This is a genomic window from Kitasatospora sp. NPDC058170, assembly GCF_042883905.1.
In the GTDB taxonomy this organism is placed as follows: Bacteria; Actinomycetota; Actinomycetes; order Streptomycetales; family Streptomycetaceae; genus Kitasatospora.
This window is the reverse complement of the sequence record NZ_JBHVUV010000010.1, coordinates 136,068-159,165: the sequence shown is the minus strand read 5'-3', so window position 1 is coordinate 159,165 and position 23,098 is coordinate 136,068. Positions and strand designations below refer to the sequence as shown.

General features: G+C 73.9%; 12 protein-coding genes. 10 read left to right on the top strand and 2 right to left on the bottom strand.

What is annotated here, in order from left to right:
• Positions 1-471, top strand: a 471-nt coding sequence (locus ACFVVX_RS13725; protein ID WP_387944900.1) for a collagen binding domain-containing protein, incomplete at its 5' end; no start/stop codon positions are given.
• 142 nt (positions 472-613) lie between these two features.
• Here the strand turns inward: ACFVVX_RS13725 and ACFVVX_RS13720 are convergent.
• The gene (locus tag ACFVVX_RS13720) at positions 614-1,831 is read right to left on the bottom strand and encodes an alpha/beta fold hydrolase (protein ID WP_387944898.1); all 1,218 of its coding nucleotides are present in this window, start codon (positions 1,829-1,831) and stop codon (positions 614-616) included.
• Positions 1,832-2,273: 442 nt separating this feature from the next.
• On the opposite strand from ACFVVX_RS13720, the gene ACFVVX_RS13715 reads away from it, so the two are divergent.
• Positions 2,274-3,092 (top strand): arylamine N-acetyltransferase, encoded by an 819-nt coding sequence (locus ACFVVX_RS13715; protein WP_387944896.1) that lies wholly within the window; start codon positions 2,274-2,276, stop codon positions 3,090-3,092.
• A 49-nt stretch (positions 3,093-3,141) separates the two neighbouring features.
• Here ACFVVX_RS13715 and ACFVVX_RS13710 read toward each other — a convergent pair whose 3' ends face one another.
• The gene (locus ACFVVX_RS13710) at positions 3,142-3,876 is read right to left on the bottom strand and encodes a TetR/AcrR family transcriptional regulator (protein WP_387944894.1); all 735 of its coding nucleotides are present in this window, start codon (positions 3,874-3,876) and stop codon (positions 3,142-3,144) included.
• 115 nt (positions 3,877-3,991) lie between these two features.
• Between ACFVVX_RS13710 and ACFVVX_RS13705 the strand changes: the two genes are divergently transcribed.
• The 8 genes from ACFVVX_RS13705 to ACFVVX_RS13670 all read left to right on the top strand — a co-directional run bounded on the left by ACFVVX_RS13705 (position 3,992) and on the right by ACFVVX_RS13670 (position 22,912).
• A complete protein-coding gene (locus tag ACFVVX_RS13705) occupies positions 3,992-5,605 on the top strand; it encodes an APC family permease (protein WP_387944892.1) in 1,614 nt (537 codons plus the stop codon).
• 297 nt (positions 5,606-5,902) lie between these two features.
• The gene (locus ACFVVX_RS13700) at positions 5,903-7,540 is read left to right on the top strand and encodes an amidohydrolase (protein WP_387944890.1); all 1,638 of its coding nucleotides are present in this window, start codon (positions 5,903-5,905) and stop codon (positions 7,538-7,540) included.
• A 241-nt stretch (positions 7,541-7,781) separates the two neighbouring features.
• Complete coding sequence (locus ACFVVX_RS13695; protein ID WP_387944888.1) at positions 7,782-8,369, top strand: (2Fe-2S)-binding protein; 588 nt, start codon at positions 7,782-7,784, stop codon at positions 8,367-8,369.
• A complete protein-coding gene (locus ACFVVX_RS13690) occupies positions 8,366-9,361 on the top strand; it encodes an FAD binding domain-containing protein (RefSeq protein ID WP_387944886.1) in 996 nt (331 codons plus the stop codon). The genes ACFVVX_RS13695 and ACFVVX_RS13690 overlap by 4 nt, the downstream gene beginning before the upstream one ends.
• Complete coding sequence (locus tag ACFVVX_RS13685) at positions 9,358-11,580, top strand: xanthine dehydrogenase family protein molybdopterin-binding subunit (protein ID WP_387944884.1); 2,223 nt, start codon at positions 9,358-9,360, stop codon at positions 11,578-11,580. The genes ACFVVX_RS13690 and ACFVVX_RS13685 overlap by 4 nt, the downstream gene beginning before the upstream one ends.
• Positions 11,581-11,734: 154 nt before the next feature.
• On the top strand, positions 11,735-12,568 hold the full coding sequence (locus tag ACFVVX_RS13680; RefSeq protein WP_387944882.1) for a hypothetical protein: 834 nt from the start codon (positions 11,735-11,737) through the stop codon (positions 12,566-12,568).
• Entirely contained in the window at positions 12,565-12,957 is a 393-nt protein-coding gene (locus ACFVVX_RS13675) for a winged helix-turn-helix domain-containing protein (RefSeq protein ID WP_387944880.1), read from the top strand. The genes ACFVVX_RS13680 and ACFVVX_RS13675 overlap by 4 nt, the downstream gene beginning before the upstream one ends.
• 241 nt (positions 12,958-13,198) lie before the next feature.
• Complete coding sequence (locus ACFVVX_RS13670; RefSeq protein WP_387944878.1) at positions 13,199-22,912, top strand: hypothetical protein; 9,714 nt, start codon at positions 13,199-13,201, stop codon at positions 22,910-22,912.
• Positions 22,913-23,098 lie beyond the last annotated feature (186 nt).

Here is a 23,098-nt window from a genome sequence, read left to right as displayed (position 1 = left end):
CGCGAAACCACCCCACCCACCGGCTACGACCTCCCCACCAACCCCGTCTTCGGCCCCCTCACCCTCACCCCCCAAAACGCCACCACCGGCATCCAGGTCACGGCCCGTGACTGCCCCTCGCCGAAGCCCCCGGCCGGCGGTTCGATCCACCTGACCAAGAAGGACGCCAAGACCGGCAAGCCGCTGGCCGGCGCGACGTTCCAGCTCTGGCGGGAGACCAACGGTGTCCCCGGCCTGCAGACCTCCGGCCCGAACCCCGACACCCACACGGGCGCGGACTGCACCACCAAGGCCGAGGGCGGGTGCGCCTTCACCCACCTGCAGGGCGGCGAGTACTACCTGCGGGAGACCGTCGCACCCGCGGGCTACCAGCTCCCGCACGACCCGGTGACCGGCCCCTACACGCTGGACGCCGATGACTGCCTCACCGTGACCCTGACCAACAAGCCGGACCGCGACGACTGCTGGTAGACCGTCGCCGGATGAACAGCGGAGCTGCCGTGGATGAGGCCCGTCCCTCCCGGACGTCCTAGTGCCGCGCCACGGGAGCTCCGCTGTCGGCACACCCGGCCGGGCGGGAACCCCCGGACCCGGCCCGCGGAGGGCCGCCGGGTCAGGGGCGGACGACGGCGTCGAGCCAGTCGAAGACCCGGCCGAAGGCGAGCCGCTGCGCCCCGGCGTGGCAGTGCGCGCCGGAGCCCTCGGCCACGGTGAAGCGCAGCAGGGTCCGGGGACAGGTGAGGTGCTCGTAGAGCCGGAGGGCCTGCCCGGCGAAGAACAGGTCCTCCTCGGCGTCGCAGACCAGGGTCGGGGCGGTGATGCGTTCGGCGATGCCGCCGGCCAGCGAGTAGTCGAGGTACGCGGCGACGAACTGGCGGGGCGTCTGCACCCCCATCACGTAGGAGCCGTGGGTGACCGCCCAGCGGACGGTCGGATTGACCTTCATCAGGGCCTCGATGGCGGCGTCCACCTCCGGAGCCTCCTCGGCGCGCAGCCTCGCCTCGGCCTGATCCGGCGTCAGCGAGGGCAGCAGCGCCCGGCTGACCTCGCCCAGGTCGTAGACGCCGTCCACGGCGATGACGGCGGCCAGCCGGTGCTCGAAGGCGGCCGCCCGGGGCGCGAGCAGGCCGCCCATGCTGAGGCCGAGCAGGGCGACGCGCCCGGGGTCGACCTCGGGGTGTCCGGCGATCAGCCAGTCGAACACCGGCGTCACGACCTTCTCCCAGTCCGGGCGGAACGGCAGGCCGTCCCGGAAACGCGCCCACGGCTGCCCCGGTCCGTCGAAGGTGAGGACGTGGTAGCCGCGTTCGAGGGCGGCGGCGGCGCCGAAGAAGTGCATCTCCTCGGCCGAGCCGTCGAAGCCGTTGTGCATGATGACCGCCGGTGCCGGTGCGTCGCCGGGCGCGCGGTAGTAGTAGCCGTGCAGCAGGTGGCCCTCGAAGGGGATCGCCACCTGCTGGACGCGCGGTTCGAACAGCTCGGCCGCCGTCTGGAAGGCGCCCACCGCCTGCTCGTACGCCGTGGCGATGCGCGGGTCGCCGGGGTCGCCGTGCAGGAAGAACTCGGCGACTCGGAAGTAGTTGTTGGCGCGCAGGTAGGCGTCCCGCGCGGTGACCGGGTGACCGGCGGCCAGGGCGGTCGCGGCGGTCTCGGCGGTGTGGGCGGCGGTGGCGGACCACTCGTCGTACCAGCTGTCGTAGTCGCCCGCGGTGATGCGCTCGGCGGTGGCGAGCACCTCGCCGGCCTCGGCACCGCCGTAGGCGGCGTGGCCCAGGGCCCGCAGCGTCTCGAACCAGAACTGCGGGTCGTCCGCGAAGAACAGCGGCTTCATGGGGGTCTCCTCGGTGCGGGATCGTTCGCACGGGCAGGCCGGCGGGAGGAGGTCCGGGCACGCTCGGGGCGCGACCGGGGTCGTCGAACTCGCCGGAATCGTCGGGTGGGTGGCCCCGGGCGCGGCGCAGCGGCCGGTGCGCCCGGCGGTGCGTTCGAGGGCATCGAGCCAGGCCCGGGCCGAGCCTTCGAGAACGGCCCGCGTGGCCCTCCGGGTCGGCCTCGACCGGCAGGCCCGCCCGGGACTCCTCGGTGGTCACCTCGGTGCCGGTCGCGGTCGGCGTGCGTGTCCAGGCGTGCATGCCAAGGATTCCCTCCAAGTGCCCGCCCCACACCGCACGGTGCACGCCCGTCGGCGGACCGCGCGGCGCCGTCGGGCGGGGAGCTCCTACTCGGGCCCTAAGTCCATCGGCCGATGACCGGATGTGCCCGGAGGAGGTGGAATGGGCGGTGTGGATCACTCATCTCCGTCGGCCCCGGGGCCGGCCAGCAGCCTGAACGAGCGCCAGGTCGACGCCTATCTGGCCAGGATCGGCGCCGCGCGGCCCGGGCGGGCCGACCTCGCGGCACTCGCGGAGCTGCAGCGCGCGCACCTGCACACGGTGCCCTTCGAGAATCTGAGCATCCACCTGGGCGAGCCCGTGGTGCTGGAGCCGGGGGCGCTCTTCGAGAAGGTCGTCACCCGTCGCCGTGGCGGCTTCTGCTACGAACTCAACGGCTCGCTCGCCGAGTTGCTCCGCGCGCTGGGCTTCCGGGTGTCGCTGCTCGCCGCCCGGGTGTTCGACGGGGAGCGGGCCGGTCCGCCGTTCGACCACCTGGCGCTGCGGGTCGACCTGGACGAGCCGTGGCTGGTCGACGTCGGCTTCGGGCGGTTCAGCATCCGGCCGCTGCGCCTGGACACGCAGGAGAAGCAGTCCGACGGCGCCGGGGTGTTCACCCTCACCCCGCACGGCGACGAGCTCGACGTCGCCATGGACGGCCGGCCGGAGTACCGGCTCGGGCTGCGGCCGTACCCGCTGGCCGACTTCGTGCCGACCTGCTGGTGGCAGACCACCTCGCCGGACTCGCACTTCACCCGGTCGACGACCTGCTCACTGCCGACCGCCGACGGCGGGCGGGTCACGCTCAGCGGGACGAGGCTGATCCGGACGGCGGCCGACGGCGGGCGGGAGGAGCGCGTGCTGGGCGAGGCCGGTGCGCTGGAGGCCTACCGGTCGCTGTTCGGCATCGTGTTGGACCGGCTGCCGGTGGCGGCGGGCTGACGGCACGGCATCGGGTGGCCCGGGCCCGGGCGTACGTGCCCCGGCCCGGTCAGCCTGTGGTGCCGGCACCGGCACCGGCGCCGCCCTGTGCGGCGAGCCGGGCGGCGACGGCCTCCAGGAGCAGGTCGAGCGCGAACGGGTAGCCGCTGCTGCGCATGTCCACGATGAGCAGGCCGGCGGTGGCGGCGATGTTGGGGTGGGTGTCGGCCCCCAGCCGGCCGTAGCGGACCCGCCAGACCCCGGCGTCGGCGGCCAGGGCGGGGGCCGGCAGGGCGAGCGCGGCCGCGTCCTGGGCCGCGAAGGCCAGCGACTGGTCGACGAAGGCGTGGTAGATCCGTACCGCCTCCTCGTCCTGGAAGCCCGCGCCGCGCAGCACCCCGAGGATGGTCTCCACCGCCCGCACCTCGTTGTCCCGCCCGGTCGTCCGGAAGGCGGCGAGCATCGCGGCCTGGGGGTGCGCCTGGTAGGCGGCGTGGATGCGCATCCCGATGTCGCGCAGGTCGGCGCGCCAGTCCCCGGTGGAGCGCCAGCCCTGCTGGGCGCGGCCGACCAGCTCGTCGGCGATGGCCAGCAGCAGGTCGTCGGTGTTACGGAAGTACCGGTAGAGGGCGCTCGGGTCGGCGCCCAGGGCGGCGCCCAGGCGGCGGACCGTGAGCGCCGCCGCGCCGTGCTGGCCCATCAGCCGCAGCGCGGTCTCGACGATCACCTGCTCGGACAGGACCATGCCCTGCTTGGTCGGTTTCCTGCGCCGCCGCTGCGGTTCGGGGACCACGCGTTCCGTCATGACCCCGGAGCTTATGACAACACCATTGACGTGTGAAGGGGTCGACGATTTCATGGCCGCCACGGCCTCCACGGCCGCCACCCCTCATCCCCCCCACGATCAAGGCGGTGATCCGTTGGCATCGACGGTCAAGGACCCCGGCGACACCCCGAGAACAGACGCGTCCGGCTCCTCCGGCGCGATGCGCAGGTCACTCGGGGTCGGCGGCGGCATCGCCCTCGCCGCCTCCAGCACGGCGGCCACCAGCAGTATCGGCATCGGACTCGGCCTGATGGCGGGCGTCGTCGGCCTGCACCTGCCGGCGATCATGCTGCTGGCCTTCCTCCCGGTACTCGGCATCGCCGGCGCCTACGGGCGCCTCAACGCCGTCGAACCCGACGCCGGCAGCAGCTACACCTGGGTCGGCCGGGTGCTCAGCCCCTGGCTGGGCTTCCTCACCGGCTGGGTCAACACCGTCGGCACCGTGGTGTTCATGGCCTACACCACCACCGTCACCGGCTCGGCACTGATCCAGCTGGCCGACCAGGCCGGTCTGCGCACCCTGGCGGGCCTGCGGCTCGACGCGGACTCCACCCTCCAGTCCACCCTGCTCGGCCTGGGCGTCCTGGTCGCCGCCGCCCTGGTCGCCGTCCGCGGCCTCGACCTCGCGGCCCGGCTGCAGAAGTACCTGCTGGTCTTCGAGTACGCCGTCCTGCTCGGCTTCTGCGGCTACGGCCTGTTCGTCGGCCGGCAGCCGTTCTCGCTGGACTGGTTCAACCCGCTTGCCATCCCCTCGTTCGCGGCGCTGGCCCAGGGCATGGTGCTGGCGGTCTTCTGCTACTGGGGCTTCGAGTCGGTCTTCAGCGTCGGCGAGGAGGTCCGCAACCCGCGCGACGCCTCCCGTGGCGGGTTCATCGCCCTGACCGCGATGCTAATGCTGTTCCTGCTCGCCGGCACGGCCTTCCAACGGGTGCTCCCAATCGACGAGTTGGCGGACAACGGAGCACACGGGCTGACCTACTTCGGCGAGCGGATCGCCCACCAGCCGCTGGCCGCCCTGCCGCTGGTCGCGCTCACCTTCTCGGCCGCGGCCTCGCTGCAGGCCTCCGTCATCCCCACCGCCCGCGGGATGTACGCGATGGGCCGCGACGGCACGCTCGGCGCGGTCTGGACCAGGATCCACCCGCGGCACGCCACCCCCGCCATCGGGACCATGCTGATCACCGGCGCCGCCGTCGTGCTCGCCGTGCTCTCCCTGGTCATCCCGACCGTCAACGACCTGATCTCCGCCACCGTCAACGCCATCGGCATCGTGGTGGCGCTCTACTACGCGCTCGTCGCCGTCGCGGCCGCCGTGCGCTTCCGGCACCTGCTGCGCACCGCGCCGCTGGAGGGGCTGCGCGCGGTGGTCGGGCCGCTGCTCGGCGCCGCCGTCCTGCTGACCGTCGGCGGCTACCTCGCCTGGACCTGCTACGACTCCGCGGACCACTTCGAGCTCTCCGCCGACAACGGCTGGTTCCAGCTGGCCGTGCCCGCCCTGATGATCGGCACCGGGCTGGTCGCCGCCGCCTGGGCCCGCTGGTACCGCCGGTCCCCGTACTTCCTCCGCACCCCCGCCGCGGCCGAGGCCGCGACCGCCGTCGGAACCGGGTCGGCGGTCGGCGCCGGGACCGCCGTCGAGGCGGGGACCTTCGTCGAAGCCCGGATCGGCCCCGAACCCGGCGCCTCCGGCCCCCGCGGCGCCGCCTAGTGCCGCGTCAGGCAACCTTCGCCCCGTCGCGACGCCCGGCACGCACTCTCGCCGCACCGGCCGAAAGCCCAAGTACGTCCAGTACGAGGACTTCCGGCCGGCACGCCGATAGCGCGCACCGGACGCCGCTCCTTGACGGGCAAAAGTTGCCTGACGCGGCACTAGGCCGGCGGACCGCACCGCACCGCCACACTGATCACCGCCCCGGCCACCACCCCGGCCTCGAACCGGCCCCCGGTCTCGCACCGGCCCCCACCCGGCCCCGAACCGGCCACCGACACCCCAGGAGCACCACCGATGCCCAAGGCCGACCTGGTCTTCACCAACGGTCCCGTCCACACCGGAGACCCGGCCCGCACCCGCGCCACCAGCCTCGCCGTCACCGGCGAGCGGATCACCGCCGTCGGACACGACGAGGTCCGCGAGCTGATCGGCCCCGGCACCGAGGTCGTCGACCTGGCCGGCCGGCTGCTGATCCCCGGTTTCCAGGACGCGCACGTCCACGCGGTCTACGGCGGGACGGAGCTCGCCGAGTGCGACCTCAGCGAGACGGTCGGGGTGAGCGACTACCTTCGGCGCGTCGCCGAGTTCGCCGCCGCCCACCCCGACCGGTCCTGGATCACCGGCAGCGGCTGGTCGCTGGAGAGCTTCGACGGCGGGCTGCCGACCCGGCAGCTGCTCGACTCGGTGGTCGCCGACCGCCCGGTGTACCTGCTCAACCGCGACCACCACGGCGCCTGGGCGAACACCCGCGCCCTGGAGCTCGCCGGACTCACCGGGGAGACCCCCGACCCCGCGGACGGCCGGATCGAGCGCGAGCCGGACGGCACCCCGAGCGGGATGCTGCAGGAGGGCGCCACCGCACTGGTCTCCCGGCACGTCCCGCCGACCAGCGCCGCCGACCGGCTGGCCGGGCTGCTCCGGGCGCAGCGCCTCCTGCACTCGCTCGGCATCACCGGCTGGCAGGACGCCCTGCTCGGCGAGTTCAACGGCCAGCCGGACCCGTCCGACGCCTACCTCGCGGCCGCCCGGGCCGGCACGCTGACCGCCCGGGTCATCGGGGCACTCTGGTGGGACCGCGCCCGGGGGGCCGAGCAGATCCCCGAACTCATCGCCCGCAGGGAGGAGTTGAACGCGGGCAGGTTCCGGGCCGGCGCGGTGAAGATCATGCAGGACGGGATCGCCGAGAACTTCACGGCCGCGCTCTCCAGCCCCTACCTGGACGGCTGCGGCTGCGCCACCGCCAACAGCGGTCTCAGCTTCGTGGACCCGGACGCGCTGCGCGGCTTCGTCACCGAGCTGGACGCGCTCGACTTCCAGGTGCACTTCCACGCGCTCGGCGACCGCGCGGTGCGCGAGGCGCTGGACGCCGTCGAGGCCGCGCGCGCCGCGAACGGCCACCGCGGCACCCGGCACCACCTGGCCCACCTCCAGGTCGTCCACCCGGGCGATCTGCCGCGCTTCGCCCGGCTCGGCGCGATCGCCAACATCCAGCCGCTCTGGGCCGCCCACGAGCCGCAGATGGACGAGCTCACCATCCCCTTCCTCGGTCCGGAACGGGCCGCCTGGCAGTACCCGTTCGGCGACCTGCTGCGCGCCGGGGCCACCCTCGCGGCGGGCAGCGACTGGCCGGTCAGCAGCCCCGACCCGCTCGCCGGCATCCACGTGGCCGTCAACCGCATGGAGCCCGAGGCGACCGACGGCCGGGTGTTCCTGCCCGAGCAGCGGCTGGACCTGGCCACCGCCATCGCCGCCTACACGGCCGGCTCGGCCCATGTGAACGGCTTCGACGACGCGGGCAGCCTGCGGGCCGGCCACCTCGCCGACCTGGTGGTGCTCGACCGCGACGTCTTCGCCGCCCCGGCGGCGGAGATCGCGTCGGCCGGGGTCGAGCAGACCTACGTGGGCGGACGGCTGGTGTACTCCGCCGTCTGATGCCGGGGCACGGTGATCCGTACCGCTGCCTCCCCGGGCCACCAGGGCCCCGCCGCCGGTCACTCCGGCGGCGGGGCCCTGGCCCGTCCCGCGATCCGGCCCGTCCCGCGATTCGGTCGGCCCGCGATCCGGTCGGGCCCACGATTCGGTCGGCCCACGATCCGGTCGGGGCCTGCGGCCAAACGGTGGTCCTCCCGGCCGCCGGGTGTCCGGGCGGGCACGGGGTGGAATGCGTGGGCGCATGAACGCCACCGACACCGTGCCGACCAGCAGCGATATCGCGCTGACGGTCAACGACCGGCCGCACACCCTGACCGTGGACCACCGGGCCACCCTGTTGGACGTCCTGCGTGAACAGCTCGGCCTGACCGGGGCCAAGAAGGGCTGCGACCACGGTCAGTGCGGCGCCTGCACCGTGCTGGTGGAGGGGCGGCGGGTCAACAGCTGCCTGCTGCCGGCCGTCGCCCAGGACGGCGCCGCCGTCACCACCGTGGAGGGGCTGGCCGGGCCGGACGGGCCGCACCCGCTGCAGCGCGCGTTCGTCGAGCAGGACGCCTTCCAGTGCGGCTTCTGCACACCGGGCCAGCTCTGCTCGGCGGTCGGCCTGCTGGCGGAGCTCGCCGCCGCGGGCACCGGCACCGGCGCCCCAGGCGGTGCCCCGGGCCTCGACCCGACCGGTGAGGCAGCCCACGAGGCGACCGGCAGGACGGCCGACGAGGCGGCGATCCGCGAACTGCTCAGCGGCAACATCTGCCGCTGCGGGGCGTACGGCGGAATCGTCCGGGCCGTCCGCCAGGTGCAGGGCGGCCGGGCGGGGGCCGCCGGATGAGGCCGCTCGGCTACACCAGGGCCACCGACGTGGCGTCCGCCGTCGCACTCCTGGCCACCGCGCCGGACGCCCGGGCACTGGCCGGCGGGACCAACCTGGTCGACCTGATGAAGCTGGGCGTCGAGCGGCCGGCCCTGCTGGTGGACATCGCCCGCCTGCCGCTCGACCGGATCGAGGTCACACCCGCGGGCGGCCTGCGGATCGGCGCGACCGTCCGCAACAGCGACCTCGCCGCCCACCCGCTGGTCCGCGACCGCTATCCGGTGCTCTCCCAGGCGGTGCTCGCCGGAGCCAGCGGCCAGCTCCGCAACGTCGCCACCACCGGCGGCAACCTGCTCCAGCGCACCCGCTGCCTGTACTTCCAGGACGTCACCAAGCCGTGCAACAAGCGGCAGCCGGGCTCCGGCTGCCCCGCCCGCACCGGCGTCCACCGGGACCTGGCCGTACTGGGCACCTCCGAGCACTGCGTCGCCACGCACCCGTCCGACCTCGCGGTGGCACTCGTGGCACTGGACGCCGTCCTGCACCTGACCGGTCCGGACGGGGACCGCACGCTGCCGCTCACCTCCTTCCACCGGCTGCCCGGCGACACCCCCGACCTCGACACCGAGCTGGCTCCCGCCGAACTGATCACCGCCGTCGAGCTGCCCCCGCCGCCGACCGCCGTCCGGTCGGTCTACCGCAAGGTCCGCGAACGCGCCTCCTTCGCCTTCGCCACCGCCTCGCTCGCCGCCCTGCTGGAGGTGCGGGACGGCCGGGTCGAGACGGTCCGGCTCGCCTTCGGGGCGCTGGCCCCCAAACCGTGGCGGGCCCTGACCGCCGAGGCCGCGCTGCGCGGCGGACCGGCCGACGAGGAGGCGTTCGGCCTCGCGCTGGACGCCGAACTGGCCGCCGCCCGGCCACTGCGCGACAACGCGTTCAAGCTGCCGCTGGCCCGCCGGCTGGCGGTGCGCGAGCTGGTCCGGCTCACCGACGCCCAGGAGTCCCGATGAGCACCGACCCCGTGACCGCTACCGGTACCGCTGCCGGCACCGGCCCTGGCACCGGGCCGAGCAGTGATCGCACCACCGACCTCGCCGCCGGCCTCGCTGCCGACCTCGCCGCCGCCCCGGTGCGGCTGGAGGCCTGGGAGAAGGTCACCGGCGCCGCCCGCTACGCCGGTGACCACCTCCCCGAGGGGCTGGCCCACGCCTGGCCCGTGCCGGCCACCATCGCCCGCGGCGACATCACCGCCGTCCGCGTCGAGGCCGCCCTGGCGGTCCCCGGCGTCCTCGCGGTGCTCACCCACCGCAACGCCCCCGCACTCCGCGTCCCCGAAGGCGGCGACCCGACGCTGGCCGTACTGCAGTCCCCCCGGATCGCGCACCGCGGCCAGGTCGCCGCCCTGGTGGTGGCCCGGACACCGCAGGACGCCCGGGCCGGTGCCGAAGCGGTCGAGATCGCCTACGCCGCCGAGCCGCACGACGTCGTCCTGACCGACGACCACCCCGGCCTGTACACGCCCGAGCTGGCCAACGGCGGCCACCCGGCCGTCCGCGAGCGCGGCGACTTCGACACCGCGTACCGCCGGGCCGTCGTCCGGATCGACCGGACCTACCGGGTCGGCCCGCTGCACAACCACCCGATGGAACCGCACACCGCGACCGCGCAGTGGGCGGACGGGCGGCTGACCGTGCACGACTCCAGCCAGGGCACCACCACCGTCCAGGAGACCCTGGCCGCGCTCTTCGGCCTCGCCGTCGCCGACGTCCTGGTGGTCAGCGAGCACGTCGGCGGCGGCTTCGGCAGCAAGGGCACCGCCCGCCCGCACGTCGTCCTGGCCGCGATGGCCGCCCGCGAGACCGGCCTGCCCGTACGGCTCGCGCTCCCCCGGTCGCAGCTGCCGGCCCTCACCGGACACCGGGCGCCGACCGTGCACCGGGTCCGGCTCGGAGCCGCCGCCGGCGGCGAACTCGTCGCCCTGGCCCACGAGGTGACCACCCGTTCCTCGACCCTCCGGGAGTTCGTCGAGCAGGCCGCGGTGCCCGCCCGCGTCATGTACGCCTCGCCGCACAGCCGCACCACCCACCGGGTGGTGCGCCAGGACGTGCCGACCCCGTCCTGGATGCGGGCCCCCGGCGAGGCCCCGGGCATGTTCGCGCTGGAGTGCGCGATGGACGAACTCGCCGAGGCCTGCGGCATCGACCCGGTCGAGCTGCGGGTCCGCAACGAGCCGCCCGCCGAACCGGACAGCGGCCGCCCGTTCAGCAGCCGCCACCTGGTGGAGTGCCTGCGCGAGGGCGCCCGCCGCTTCGACTGGCGGCGCCACCGCGCCCGGGGCGCGGGCCGGGAGGGCCGCTGGCTGCTCGGCAGCGGGGTCGCCGCCTCGACCTACCCCGCCCTCGTCGGCCCGTCCACCGCCGAGGTGCTCGCCCGCCCCGACGGCACGTTCCTGCTACGCACCAACGCCACCGACATCGGCACCGGCGCCCGGACCGTGCTGGCGCAGGTCGCCGCCGAGGCGCTGGCCGTGCCGATCGAGCGGGTCGCCGTCGAGATCGGGCGCAGCGACCTGCCGCGGGCTCCCCTGGCGGGTGGCTCGGCCGGGACGGCCTCCTGGGGCTGGGCGGTGCACGAGGCCTGCACCGGGCTGCGGGCCGAGCTGGCCGCCCGGGGCGGCGCTGCGCTCCCTCCCGAGGGGCTGCGCCACCGGGCGGACACCGCCGAGGCCGTCCGGTCCGGGCGGGAGTTCGCCCGGCACGCGTTCGGCGCCCAGTTCGCCGAGGTGGCGGTGGACGCGGACACCGGGGAGGTGCGGGTCCGCCGGCTGCTCGGGGTGTTCGCGGCCGGCCGGATCCTCAACGCCCGCACCGCACGGTCGCAGCTCACCGGCGGGATGATCATGGGCCTCTCCATGGCACTGCTCGAACACAGCACCCTGGACCCGGAGTTCGGGGATCACGCGGAACGCGACCTCGCCTCCTATCACGTGGCCGTCCATGCGGACGTGCCCTCCGTGGAGGCGTACTGGATCGAGGAGCACGACACCCGGCTGAACCCCATGGGTGCCAAGGGGATCGGCGAGATCGGCATCGTCGGCACCGCCGCCGCCGTCGCCAACGCCGTCCACCACGCCACCGGCGTACGGGTGCGCGAGCTTCCGGTGCGCCCGGAGTCCCTGCTGGCGCAACTGCCCGTCCCGGGTGGACTTTGTCGCACCATCAACTCTTGACTGCCATGTACTTTGCGATGCAAAGTTAACCCGGGCGCCGGGGAGCGCCCGTCTTCTCGGCGCCGCTCCGGGCGCCGTTCGGGGCGGTGTCGGGGGCTCCGCCCCGGACACCGCTCCGGACGGCACCCCGGGCGCGGCAGGCAAGGGGTGGGTCATGGGAACGTCCGACACCAGCATCACGACAGGGCCCGGCGGCCAGGCCGGGCCGGCCCAACTGCTGGCCGCCGCGGAGGGGTTCCGCACGCGGGCCCGCACCCGGCTCGGAGGTTCGGGGGTGCCCCTGCTGGCCTTCGGCCTACTGGGGCTGGCGGCCGTGCCCTTCGCCCACCAGGCGTTCAACTTCGGGGCCAACGGACGCAGCATCGCGTCGTACCCGGCCTTCGCCTATGCCGAACTGACCGGCCTCTGCGTCCCGCACGCACCGAACGCCCCCTGCCTGGAGGGCGAGTTCGACGGGGCGACGCTGCGCTTCGTCGCCTGGGGGATCTGGTTCGCGGTGCTTCCGCTGGCCTGGCTCGTCCTCGCCCGCTGGTACCGGCTGCGCGGTGAGGAGCGGGGTATCGTGCCCCGCCGCACCGCCTGGATCGGTGCCGCCTTCGGCGCCGCCGCCGTGATCGTCGTGGCGCTGCTCGCCCTGCTCTACCTGCGGGACCAGCCGTTCGAGGTCACCCTGCTGGAGAACTCCTACGCCTCCCCGTGGTACGCGGTGGGCATCGGGCTGCTCGCGCTCGGCCTGGTCGAGCGCAGCCCGATCGTCATGGGCGCGGCGCTCGCCCACACCGCACTGCTCTCGGCCTACCTCGGGGCCTCCTGGGACAGCGGCTGGATTCCGTGGCTCCGGTCGGACGACACCGGGTGGACGGCCGGCCCGCAGCTGAAGGCGTTCCTGCTCGCCGCGGTCCTCCTGTCCGCCGGACTGGCCGAGCTGGCGGCCGCCCGCCGCCGGGCGGCGGCGCGCCCCGGCGCGTCGAGTACGGTCGGCGCATGAACGCAGTGGACGCGCCCGAGGACCGGGGCGGCGCAGAGGACGAGGACGGGAGCGAGGGGCGGCACCCGACCCAGGAGCTGGACGACACCGTCCACCAGCGGGTGCGGCTCGGGGTCCTGACCATCGCCCGGGAGGCCGACCGCGTCGAGTTCGGCTTCCTGAAGGGGCAGCTCGGCGTCACCGACGGCAACCTCTCCCGCCATCTGAAGGTGCTGGAGGACTCGGGCCTGATCACCGTCGCCAAGGGCTACGCCGGCCGCCGCCCGCGGACCTGGGTCACCCTCACCACACCGGGCGCCCAGGCTCTGGACCGGGAGCTGCGGGCACTGCGCGAGCTCGTCCAGCGACTGGACTCCTACCAGCCGTGGCCGGTCCCGCCCGAGGTGTGACGGTAGGTCGGGTGGCCGCCCCGGCTCGACCGGCGCCGGACGCCCGGGACCGCCCACCCACCCGACCGCCCGCCGGGGACGGCGCCCTCGGAGCTTCGTACACCCCCCGTTACTGGGCCGAACGCGGGGAATTCGCGGAGTAAATCCGATGGCCGTGGTCTGTTGATCGTTAAGTGGCTTTTGTCCGGGTTATTCCTGGTCGCGCACGTGTGTTGACGCGTGGTCGCGAGAGGAGGCGCCGGTGCGCCCGGTGAGGTCGTTGCTGGACGGTCGGGCCTCGATGGCCGTACGGGGTGTGCTCGCCCTGCTCTGCCTGGTGCCGCAGGGGGGTCTGGCACTCGCCGCGTCGCAGCACGCGCCGCAGGCGCTTCCGGCGCTGGTCGATCGGGACCGCGCCCAGGTCGCCTGCACGCCCACCGGGGCCAACACCAACTGCGTCCGCTTCACGTACAGCGGCGGCGACCAGGCCTTCACCGTGCCCGCCGGCGTCACCAGCGTCTACGCCCGGATCTTCGGCGCCGGCGGTGCGGGCGCGCCACAGGGCTACTACACCGGCCAGTACGGGGGCGGTGGCGGCGGCTACACCACCGGCACCCTCGCGGTGACGCCCGGTCAGAACCTGACCGTCACCGCCGGGCAGGGCGGCGTCCTCAACAGCACCACCGCGACCTACGGCGGTGGCGGCGCCGGTGGCCAGGGCAGGGACTTCCCCGCCGGCAGCGCGACCGGCGGCAGCGGCGGCGGGCTCAGCGCGGTGTGGAACGGCGCGTACGGCAGCAACCCGCTGCTGATCGCGGGCGGCGGTGGCGGGGTCTCGCCGGGCGCGGACTCGGGTACCCCGGCAGCCGGCGGCGGCGGCGGGACCAACGGCGGCCAGGACAACCAGCCCACCCAGTCCGGCCGGGGCGGCACCCAGACCGCCGGCGGCGCCGCAGCCACCCAGACCACCTGCGCGGCCGCGACGGCCGGCAGCCAGTACCTGGGCGGGCGGGGCGCCAACAGCAGCGGCTACGAAGGCGGTGGCGGCGGCGGTGGCGGCTACTTCGGCGGCGGTGGCGGCGCCTGCCAGCGCTCCGGCACCCTGGAGGCCAACGGCATGGGCGGCGGCGGCTCCGGCTGGACCAAGGGCGCCGGCGTGTCCACCGCCCAGACCGCCAACGGCACCAACAGCACCGGCAACGGCCAGGGCGGCGTCTCGGGCGGCCGCGGCGACGCGCAGTACGCGAGCGGCATCGGCGACGGCGGCGGCTACAGCAACGGCGGCAACGGCGAGGTCGTCCTGGAGTGGCAGACCAGGGTCGGCCTGTCCGTCACCAAGACCGCGGACAAGGCCAAGTACGTCCCCGGCCAACCGCTGACCTACACGATCACCGTCCGCAACGCCGGCCCCGCACCCGCCACCAACGCGGCGGTCCGCGACGCGCTGCCGTCCGCGCTCACCCGCTTCACCTGGAGCTGCACCGCCGCCTCGGCGAGCAGCGCCTGCGGCGCGGCGAGCGGTTCGGGCAGCCCGGACACCACCGCCACCATCGCGGCCGGCGACAGCGTCACGTACACCGTCACCGGCACCGTGCCGGCCTCCACCACCGGCACGCTCTCCAACACCGCCACCGTCACCCGCCCGTCCGCCAGCACGGACCCGAACTGCGGCCCGACCTGCTCCAGCACGGTCGACACACCCTCGCAGCCCACCACCGGACTGTCCGTCACCAAGACGCCGGACAAAAACCCGTACGTGCCCGGCCAGCCACTGACCTACACGATCGTGGTGAAGAACGACGGCCCCTCCGACGCGACCGGGGTCGGCGTCCAGGACACGCTTCCCGCCGCCATCCGGAACTTCACCTGGACCTGCAAGGCCGGGGCCGGCAGCAGCTGCGGCGCCACCGCGTCCGGCACCGGCAACATCACCACCACGGTCGACATCCCGGCCGGCAGCCAGGTCACCTACACGCTGACCGGCACGGTCCCCGCCGACGCCACCGGCTCACTGGACAACCGGGCCACCGTCACCCCGCCCGCCGGCGCGACCGACCCCGCCTGCACGCCGAACTGCACCAGCACCGCGAACCCGATCCCCCCGGGCGGGCAGGCGAGCCTGGCCGTCTCCAAGGCACTGCTGACGAACCCGGTGGTACCCGGACAGCAGATCCGGTGGCGGGTCACGGTCACCAACAACGGACCGTCGACCGCCCGCAACGTCGTCGTCAAGGACACCGTGCCCGCCGGCGTGACCGCCGCCTCGATGACGGCGGACACCGGTGGCGCCGCCTGCCCGATCGCCTCCGGCACCGCCACCTGCCCGGCCGTGGACATCCCGGTCGGCGGCTCGGCGTCGTGGACCCTGACGGGTACGCTCTCGCCCGACGCGACCACCACACCCGTCAACACCGCGACCGTCACCGGTGGTCCGGACCCGGCGACGCCGACCCATACGGCGGTGGCCTCGCCGACCGCGTCACCGTCGCCGCAGGCGAACCTGGCGGTGTCCAAGGCGCTGCTGACCAGCCCGGTGGTGCCCGGGCAGCAGGTCCAGTGGCGGGTCACGGTGACCAACAACGGACCCTCGCGGGCACGCGGCGTGGTCGTCAGGGACACCGTGCCCGCCGGGGTGAGCGCCGCCTCGATGAAGGCCGACGCCGACGGCGCCGCCTGCCCGATCGCCTCCGGTACCGCCACCTGCCCGGCCGTGGAGATCCCCGTCGGACAGTCACTGACCTGGACCCTCACCGGCACCCTGGACGCCAACGCGACCGCGACGCCGGTCAACACGGTGGTGGTGACCGGTGGTCCGGACCCGGCCACACCCACCCACACGGCGGTGGCCTCGCCGACCGCCTCCCCCTCGCCGCAGGCAAACCTGATCGTCTCGAAGTCACTGCTGACCAACCCGGTCGTTCCCGGGCAGCAGATCCAGTGGCGGGTCACGGTCACCAACAACGGACCCTCGCGGGCACGCGGCGTGGTCGTCAGGGACACCGTGCCCGCCGCGGTGAGCGCCGCCTCGATGAAGGCCGACGCCGACGGCGCCGCCTGCCCGATCGCCTCCGGTACCGCCACCTGCCCGGCCGTCGAGATCCCCGCCGGCGGCTCGGCGTCGTGGTCCCTGACCGGCACCCTCGACGCCAACGCCACCACCACCCCCACCAACTCGGCCGTGGTGACGGGCGGACCCGACCCGGCTACCCCGACCCACACCGCCATCGCGACCCCGACCACTTCGCCCTCCCCGACCACGAACCTGACCGTCTCCAAGGTCCTCCTCACCAACCCGGTCATCCCTGGACGGCAGATTCAGTGGCGGGTCACGGTCACCAACAACGGACCCTCCCGGGCACGCAACGTGGTCGTCACCGACACCGTGCCCACCGGTGTCCTCAACGCCACCATGGCCGCCGACGCCGACGGCACCCCCTGCCCGATCACCTCCGGCACCGCCACCTGCCCGGCCGCCGAGATCCCAGCGGGCGGCTCGGCGTCATGGACCCTGACCGGCACCCTCGACACCAACGCCACCACCACCCCCACCAACACGGCCATCGTGACCGGCGGCCCCGACCCGGCGACCCCGACCCACACGGCGGTGGCCTCGCCAACCACCTCCCCTTCCCCGACCGCGAACCTGACCGTGTCCAAGGCACTGCTCACCAACCCGGTCATCCCCGGGCAACAGATTCAGTGGCGGGTCACGGTCACCAACAACGGACCCTCGACCGCCCGCAACGTCGTCGTCACCGACACCGTCCCCAACGGAATCACGAACCCCGCAATGACCGCGGACACCAGCGGTGCCGCCTGCCCGATCAGCGGCGGCACAGCCACCTGCCCCGCCGTAGAGATCCCCGTCGGACAGTCCCTCACCTGGACCCTCACCGGAACCCTCGACCCCAACGCCACCACCACACCCACCAACACGGCCATCGTGACCGGCGGCCCCGACCCGGTCACGCCCACCCATACGGCGGTGGCCTCGCCGACCGCTTCGACCTCCCCGACCGCGAACCTGACCGTCTCCAAGACGCTGCTGACCAATCCGGTGGTGCCCGGGCAACAGATTCAGTGGCGGGTCGCGGTCACCAATAACGGACCGTCGACCGCCCGCAACGTAGTCGTGACCGACCAGATCCCGACCGGAGTCACGAACCCAACAATGACGGCCGACGCCGACGGCACCCCATGCCCGATCGCCTCCGGCGCGGCCACCTGCCCGGCCGTAGCGATCCCCGTCGGCCAGTCCCTCACCTGGACCCTCACCGGCACGCTCGACCCCAACGCCAGCACCACGCCCACCAACACGGTGATCGTGACCGGCGGCCCGGACCCGGCAACGCCCACCCACACCGCCATCGCATCGCCAACCGCCTCGACCTCCCCAGCAGCGAGCCTGACTGTCTCCAAGGTCCTCCTCACCAACCCGGTCGTCCCCGGACAGCAGATCCAATGGCGGGTCTCGGTGACCAACAACGGACCGTCGACCGCCCGCAACGTGGTCGTGACCGACCAGGTACCGGCCGGAGTAACCGGCGCCTCGATGAAGGCCGACGTCGACGGCGCCATCTGCCCGATCACCAACGGCACAGCCACCTGCCCGGCCGTCGAGATCCCCGTCGGCCAGTCACTGACATGGACTCTCACCGGCACTCTGGACGCCAACGCGACCACCACGCCCACCAACACGGCCGTCGTGACCGGCGGCCCCGACCCGGCCACACCCACCCACACCGCCATCGCATCGCCGACCACCACGCCTTCACCAACGGCGAGCCTGACGGTGTCCAAGACACTGCTCACCAACCCGGTCATCCCCGGCCAGCAAATCCAGTGGCAGGTCGCGGTCACCAACAACGGACCCTCACGAGCCAGGGACGTCGTCGTCACCGACCAGATCCCGACCGAGGTCACGAACGCCTCGATGAAGGCCGACGCGGACGGCACCACCTGCCCGATCAACAACGGCACAGCCACCTGCCCCGCCGTCGAGATCCCCGTCGGCGGCTCGGCATCGTGGACCCTGACCGGCACCCTCAACGCCAACGGGACCACCACACCCACCAACACGGCCGTCGTAACCGGCGGCCCTGACCCGGCCACCCCCACCCACACCGCCATCGCCTCACCGACCACCACGCCCTCGCCGCAAGCGAGCCTGACAGCGTCGAAGGTGCTGCTCACCAGCCCGGCCATCCCCGGCCAACAGATCCAATGGCAGATCGCCGTAACCAACAACGGACCGTCGACCGCCCGCAACGTGGTCATCACCGACCAGGTACCGGCCGGAGTAACCGGCGCCTCGATGAAGGCCGACGCGGACGGCACCACCTGCCCGATCAACAACGGCACAGCCACCTGCCCCGCCGTCGAGATCCCCGTCGGCCAGTCACTGACCTGGACGCTCACCGGCACTCTCGATGCCAACGCGACCACCACACCCGCCAACACGGCCGTCGTGACCGGCGGACCCGACCCGGCCACCCCCACCCACACCGCCATCGCCTCACCGACCACCACGCCTTCACCAACGGCGAGCCTGACCGTCTCCAAGGTCCTTCTCACCAACCCGGTCGTCCCCGGACAGCAGATCCAATGGCGGGTCGCCGTGACGAACAACGGGCCCAGCCTCGCGCGGAATGTCGTTGTGACAGACACCATCCCCACCGGCCTGCTGAACGCGAGCATGAGAGCGGACTCCGACGGCGTCTCCTGCCCTGTCAGCAATGGCACAGCCACCTGCCCAGCGGTGGAGATCCCCGTCGGGCAGTCGCCGACCTGGACACTTACCGGCACCCTCGACCCCAACGCCACCGCCACACCGACCAACACGGCCGTCGTGACCGGCGGCCCTGACCCAACGACGCCCACCCACACCGCCGTCGCCTCACCGACCACCACGCCCTTGCCGCAGGCGAGCCTGACAGCGTCGAAGGTGCTGCTCACCGACCCGGTGGTGCCCGGGCAGCAGATTCAGTGGCGGGTCTCGGTGACCAACAACGGACCGTCGACCGCCCGCAACGTGGTCGTGACCGACCAGATCCCGACCGGAGTAACCGGCGCCTCAATGAAGGCCGACGTCGACGGCGCCATCTGCCCGATCGCCTCCGGCACGGCCACCTGCCCGGCCGTCGAGATCCCCGTCGGCCAGTCGCTGACCTGGACGCTTACCGGCACTCTCGATGCCAATGCGACCGCCACACCCACCAACACGGCCGTCGTGACTGGCGGACCCGACCCGGCCACACCCACCCACACCGCCGTCGCGACCCCGACCACCACGCCCTCGCCGCAAGCGAGCCTGACCGTCTCCAAGGTCCTCCTCACCAACCCGGCCATCCCCGGCCAGCAGATCCAGTGGCAGGTCGCGGTCACCAACAACGGACCCTCGCGGGCCAGGGACGTGGTGGTGTCCGACCAGATCCCGACCGGGGTCACGAACGCCTCGATGAGGGCCGACGCGGACGGCACCACCTGCCCGATCAACAACGGCACAGCCACCTGCCCAGCGGTGGAGATCCCCGTCGGCCAGTCACTGACCTGGACGCTCACCGGCACTCTGGACGCCAACGCCACCGCCACGCCCACCAACACGGCCGTCGTGACCGGCGGACCCGACCCAACGACGCCCACCCACACCGCCATCGCGAGCCCGACCACCACGCCTTCACCAACGGCGAGCCTGACGGTGTCCAAGACACTGCTCACCAACCCGGTGGTGCCCGGGCAGCAGATCCAGTGGCGGGTCGCGGTCACCAACAACGGGCCGTCCCGGGCACGCAACGTGGTCGTCACCGACACCGTCCCCACCGGTGTCCTCAACGCCACCATGGCCGCCGACGCCGACGGCACCCCCTGCCCGATCGCCTCCGGCACGGCAACCTGCCCCGCGATCGAGCTGGCAGTCGGCCAGTCGGCGGCCTACACCCTCACCGGCACGCTGGCCTCCGACGCGACCGCGACGCCGGCCAACACCGCGACCGTCACCGGCGGACCCGACCCGGCAACACCCACCCACACCGCCGTCGCGACCCCGACCACCTCGCCCTCGCCGCAGGCGAGCCTGACGGTGTCGAAGATCCTGCTGACCGACCCGGTGGTACCGGGCGCCCCCATCCGGTGGCGGGTGACGGTCACCAACAACGGCCCGTCACGGGCCAGGGACGTGGTGGTGAGCGACCCGGTCCCGACCGGGGTCACGAACGCCACCATGGCGGCCGACGCCAACGGCACCCCCTGCCCGATCGCCTCCGGCACCGCCACCTGCCCCGCGATCGAACTGGCAGTCGGCGAGTCGGCGGCGTACACCTTGGTCGGCACGTTCAGCTCCGATGCGACCACCACGCCGACCAACACGGTGTTCGTGACCGGCGGCCCCGACCCGGCCACACCCACCCACACCGCCATCGCGACCCCGACCGCCACGCCGGACCCACGCGCCGATCTCGCGATCTCCAAGGTGCTGCTGACCAACCCGGTCGTCCCCGGGCAGCAGATCCAGTGGCGACTCACCGTCACGGACAACGGTCCGTCCCGTGCCCGCGACGTGGTCGTCACCGACACCGTCCCCGGCGGCGTCCTGAACGCCGTCATGACGGCCGACGCCGACGGCACCCCCTGCCCGATCGCCTCCGGCACCGCCACCTGCCCGGCGATCGAACTCCCGGCCGGCGGTTCGGCCTCCTACACCCTCACCGGCACCCTCGACGCCGGTGCCACCGGCGCTCCGGTGAACGTCGCCGCCGTGACCGGCGGCCCCGACCCGAATCCGACCGACAACACCGCGACCGCGAGCCCCTCGGATCCGGTCCAGCCGCAGGCGAACCTGACGGTGTCGAAGGTCCTGCTCACGGACCCGGTCGTGCCCGGCCGGCAGATCCAGTGGCAGGTCGCCGTCACCAACCGGGGGCCCTCGACCGCTCGCAACGTGGTGGTCAGCGACCGGATCCCCGCCCAGGTGGTGGGTGCCGCGATGACCGTGGATGCCACCGGCGCCTCCTGCCCGGTCGCGAACGGGACGGCGACGTGTCCGGCGGTGGAGATCGCGGTCGGAGTGACCGCGACCTTCACCCTGACCGGCACGCTCGCCCAGGACGCCACCGCGGTGCCCGCCAACACCGCCGTCGTCACCGGCGGACCCGACCCGGCCACCCCCACCCACACCGCCGTTGCCAGCCCCACCGGCACCGTGACCCCGCAGGCGAGCCTGACCGTCTCGAAGATCCTGGTGACCGATCCGGTGGTGCCGGGCCGGCCGGTCCAGTGGCGGGTGACGGTCACCAACCACGGCCCCTCCCGCGCCCGGAACGTGGTCGTCACCGACCGCATCCCGGCCGGGGTGTCGAGCCCGGCCATGGCCTCGGAGACCGACGGGACACCGTGCCCGATCAGCGGCGGCGTCGCGACCTGCCCGGCCGTCGAGCTGGAGGTCGGCCAGGCGCACGGCTACAGCGTCACCGGAGTCCTCGATCCCGACGCCACGGTGACGCCGACCAACCAGGCCACCGTCACCGGCGGGCCGGACCCGGCCACGCCCACCCACACCGCCGTTGCCTCGCCGACGTCCACGCTCTCGCCGCAGGCCGGCCTGACGGTGTCCAAGGTGCTACTGACGAACCCGGTGGTGCCGGGCCGGCAGATCCAGTGGCGGGTGGCGGTCACCAACCACGGCCCCTCCCGCGCGCGGGACGTCGTCGTCACCGACCGCATCCCGGCCGGTGTCGGCAACCCCGTGATGGCCGCCGACGCGGACGGCACCCGCTGCCCGGTCACCGACGGCGTCGCGACCTGCCCGGCCGTCGAGATCCCTGCCGGAGCCACGCTGAGCTGGACCGTCACCGGCACGCTCGACCCGGCGGCCACCGCCACCCCGGCCAACACCGCCGTCGTGACCGGCGGTCCGGATCCGGCCACTCCCACGCACACCGCGGTGGCCTCACCCTCCGGCTCACCGTCGGGAGAGGCGCGGCTGACGGTCTCCAAGGTGCTGCTGACCTCGCCGGTCGTGGCCGGCCTGCCGATCGCCTGGCGGGTCGCCGTGACCAACGAGGGACCCTCGCGCGCCCGGGACGTCGTGGTCACCGACCGCCTGCCCCAGCAGGTCGAGCACCCCGTGATGACCGCCGACGCCGACGGCACCCGCTGTCCGGACAACGACGGTGTCGCGACCTGCCCGGCCGTCGGGATCCCGGCCGGAACCACACTCACCTGGACCGTCACGGGGACCCTCTCCCCGGACGCCACCGAGGTGCCGGTCAACACCGCCGTCGTCACCGGCGGGCCGGATCCGGCCACACCCACGCACACCGCGGTGGCAACCCCGACCGAGCCGATCACCGTCCGGCACGACCTGCGGCTGGACAAGCGGGTCACCCCGACCAACCCCGGCCCGGGAGACACCGTCACCTACACCGTCACCGCCAGGAACCTGTCCGCCGGCACCCACCACGGCGCCGTCGTGGTGGACGACTTCACCGGCGTGCTGGGCGCGGCCTCCTACAACGACGACGCCCGGGCCAGCGCGGGCCAGGTCACCTACAGCCGGCCGAGCCTGACCTGGACGTTCGACCTCCGCCCCGGAGCCACCGGCACCCTCACCTACACCTTCACCGTCCAGGCCGACGCGGGCGGCAAGCACCTCGACAACCGGATCACCGCACTCGGCGACGGCAGCAACTGCTCTGCCCCGTCGACCCGTTCGGTGCGCGTCGGACAGGCCGCCGCATCCGCCGACGACGACGGCTGCACCACCAGCACCACCGTCAACCCGCCCAAGCCGTCACCCAGTCCTTCTCCCAAGCCCTCGCCTCACCCCTCGCCCCACCCCTCGCCCAAGCCGTCGCCCAGCCCCACCGGCGGCCCGTTGCCGCACACCGGATCGACGGCCCTGCCGCTGGCCGGTCTGACGGCCCTGCTGCTGCTCGCTTCGGGCGGCGTGCTGGTGGCGCTCCGCCGGGGCCGCCACTGACCGCCACCGGACCTGCTCCGGCGGCTCCGGATGCGCCCGCGGGTCGGGTTTCCCCCGACTCCGGGCGCGTCCGGCCGGTACGTGGGCGCGCGCTCCTGGCGCTGGTCGGGTGACCGGCAGGGCCGTCGAGGTCCGACTTCCGGTGCGCCCGGCCGCCGAAATGCCACCATCTGTCCGTAACCGGCA